Below are 3,111 nucleotides of genomic sequence, written 5' to 3'. Positions count from 1 at the left end.
AAAATGCGGCGTTGTCAGACCCTTTACGCATGGTGAGGGTGATAAAGCCTTCTTCTGCCAGTTCAAATTCGCGACGGTCGGTTACAAGAACCTCAGTCGGGATTTTTTGCTCCAGTTGACCGAATGCTTCATAGACATGCACAGGAAGATCCTCAACAGCGCCGCCAGATTGTGGGCCGATGATGTTTGGACACCAGCGATATTTCGCAAAGCTGTCGTTGATCCGTTCCGCCATCAAAAGCGCTGAGTTACCCCAAAGATACGCATCATGTGAATGCTCAACTTCTTCACGGTACTGGAAGGTTTTGATCGGGTTTTCCAATGGGTCGTATGGGTTACGCAGCAAGAAACGCGGCGCGGTCAGGCCAACATAACGGGCATCTTCAGATTCCCGCAGGCTACGCCATTTTGTGTACTTCGGGCTTTCAAAAATAGAAGCCACTTCTTTGATGTTGGGCAGCTCAGTGAAGCTATCGATACCAAAGAATTCAGGTGCTACGGATGAGATAAACGGCGCATGAGACATCGCACCAACAGAGGCACAATATTGCAGCAATTTCATATCAGGCGTTGCAGAATTGAATTCATACATGCCGATCATCGCACCAACAGGTTCACCACCGAATTGGCCGTATTCCGCGGAATAGATATGCTTATATAGACCGGATTGTGAAACCTCTGGGGAAAGTTCGAAATCCTCCAAAAGCTCATCTTTGCGAATTGACATCAATTCAACTTTGATATTCTCGCGGAAATCAGTGCGATCAATCAAAAGCTTCAATCCACGCCAAGTGCTTTCAATTTCCTGGAATTCAGGATGGTGCAAAATTGCATCCATCTGACCCGAAATTTTACGGTCAACTTCGGCGATCATACGATCGACGCGGGCTTTGTTAATGGGTTCTTCTTGATCTTGGTTGTCCAGCAACTCAGCGATAAATGCGCCTACGCCTTTGCGCGCGACATCATAGCCGTCGTCTTGGGGCGCGAGGTTACTTTTCGCCATGATCTGATCGAGGAGGGAGCCAGAAGCGGCTTCCGCCTGTTCGGGTTCGTTTTTAACTTGAGTGTTCATAAAAATTATCTCTATTTATAGTTAGTCGGACACAGGGAACGCGCGCGCCCACGTCTCCGCGATGTGCTTGGTGCCTGTGTCAGACAAACCTATTTATGGGAAAAGACAGCTTTTTTGCTTGGATACAGTGGCAGATGCATGTCCAGCGCATCGACCATCAGCGTGGGAGTGATCCAATCCGTCCATAAAGAATTGCGCTTTTCTGGTCGATCACACCGACTGATCAGCCGGGACTGGTATTGTTTTGAAATGCCAAGGTTGATGCCCGGCGCCCGCAGATACTCTCCGAAATCAAAATCATCCATGTGTAATTCCACCCTTGTTACGCCTAGACTAACCACTGCAAAATACTGCAGAGCACGGCAAGGAAGCACAAAATTAGGCAGCCTCAATATTACCTTTTTCAAGCTCTTTCAGCAAAGCATCTCGGTTGTCTGAATTTTCCACCAATTCACCCAATGCCTTACGAAAAGATGGCATATTGCCCAGCGGCCCCTTAAGCGCAGTCAGTGCTTCGCGTAAATCTGCAAGTTTACGAAGTTCAGGCACCTGCTGAACAACCGCATCTGGCTCAAAATCGCTAAGGCGGTCAAACTTCAGATTCACGCTCAAAACTGCATCAGGGTCTTCTTCACGTAGAGTATCTTTCACTTCGATAGTGCGAGCCAATTCCATCTCACGCAAAACGTCCCCAAATGTATTTTTATTAACTTCAACGCTGCGACGCTCGTCCAAAGGCGTTTCATCCGCACGGCCTGTAAAGTCACCGAGGACAACCATTTTCATAGGTAGTTCGACTTGATCCTGTTGGTCGCCGGTAGCCGGAACAAATTTAACATTAATGCGCTCTTTAGGAGCGACAGATAGTTCTTTCATAATGATGTTTCCTTATTTATATTTTACCACTATCCAAGTTCCACTCAAACTAAATAGTGTTATATTTTCACATTCCGGTGACCGGGTTCAGCAATCAACATGGCGCCCCTCAAAGAGCCATTGGAGGAACATGCAATCTTGCATTCAAATTGCCTGCTATATGTCTTTCTGCGTGCAAAAAGCCAGGCCGTGGTCGATTTTATTGTTTGGTTTATCATTGCACATCTTTCCTAGTTGGCCGCAATCAGAGGTGAACTGTTTTTCCGAAGGGCATCCCCCCTCAAAAAAACAGACCGTTCCCCAGATCAATTTAGGGCATCTATCCATTAGACTCCTCCACCAACCGAATGGTTCAATCTTAATTTCGATTTTTCACGTATAGGCATTTTAACCATAAAATAATATTTCCGCCCTGCTCATCGATGAGTGAGGTGATACCTAAAATCCAGCAAGGAACACGCAAGGTGATCGCCTTAGGGTATTCAACGACGGCACCATCATGGAACCGATCTTACCCCCTCCCAGCTCTTTTCGCTTACCCCTACGTAGCAACAAGGTTCGGTGTGGCAAGCCTCGTCGGCATTGGTAATGCATCCGCATTCAGTCCACCCACTTGCCTTCCGTGGTTGTACCGACACTTACTGAATCGCGTTTTGCAATACACAGCCCGATAACACGCACGTAAATTTGCGAGAAGGCCAACCTAAAGCGAATTAGCCGTACTGGGGAAAATCCAGTTAAAGGGCTTACTGAATGGGCGACGCTTCCCGAATCATTACGCCATGAAAAACACGTCAAAATAGCCATCGGGCGAAATCTCGCCCGGAGCGCCGAAAAATCGGGCGAGATTTCGCCCGATTGGTTTTGGGGTAAATGCCAACTTATTGTTTGTACTTAGTTGGTTACGTCAATTTTTGTGCTTTTTGAAAAAAGTTAAATTAACTATATTTTCTGCACAGCCTCCTGACGCATCGTTTTGACAAGCGGTGATTTCACATCGTTCCATTTGCTAAATTCAGGAGCATATCCACATGCCAATGCCAGCCTATCTCACCATCGAAGGGGAAACCCAGGGTCTCATCTCACAAGGCGCGACGACCTTTGATTCAATCGTAAATGAATGGCAAGCGGGCCATGAAGACGAGATCATGGTTCAAGCG

The 3,111-nt window shown here is 47.1% G+C and carries 3 protein-coding genes; all 3 read right to left on the bottom strand.

What is annotated here, in order from left to right; all coding sequences use genetic code 11:
• Window positions 1-1,075, bottom strand: a 1,075-nt coding sequence (gene tssC / locus RJ38_RS04895) for a type VI secretion system contractile sheath large subunit (protein WP_039017786.1), incomplete at its 3' end; no start/stop codon positions are given.
• Window positions 1,076-1,164: 89 nt separating this feature from the next.
• Window positions 1,165-1,380, bottom strand: coding sequence for a hypothetical protein (locus RJ38_RS04890; protein WP_039017785.1), 216 nt, complete (start codon window positions 1,378-1,380; stop codon window positions 1,165-1,167).
• 73 nt (window positions 1,381-1,453) lie between these two features.
• Window positions 1,454-1,951 carry a type VI secretion system contractile sheath small subunit gene (gene tssB / locus RJ38_RS04885; RefSeq protein ID WP_039017784.1) on the bottom strand — a complete coding sequence of 166 codons (498 nt, stop codon included), beginning with the start codon at window positions 1,949-1,951 and terminating at the stop codon, window positions 1,454-1,456.
• Window positions 1,952-3,111 lie beyond the last annotated feature (1,160 nt).

The organism is Halocynthiibacter namhaensis, from assembly GCF_000812685.1.
Taxonomy (GTDB): Bacteria; Pseudomonadota; Alphaproteobacteria; order Rhodobacterales; family Rhodobacteraceae; genus Halocynthiibacter; species Halocynthiibacter namhaensis.
This window is presented reverse-complemented; position numbering and strand designations above follow the sequence as displayed.

Coding starts and splice junctions, on each gene's coding strand:
- tssB (WP_039017784.1), bottom strand. CDS start 1,951: ATGAAAGAACTATCTGTCGCTCCTAAAGAGCGCATTAATGTTAAATTT.
- RJ38_RS04890 (WP_039017785.1), bottom strand. CDS start 1,380: ATGGATGATTTTGATTTCGGAGAGTATCTGCGGGCGCCGGGCATCAAC.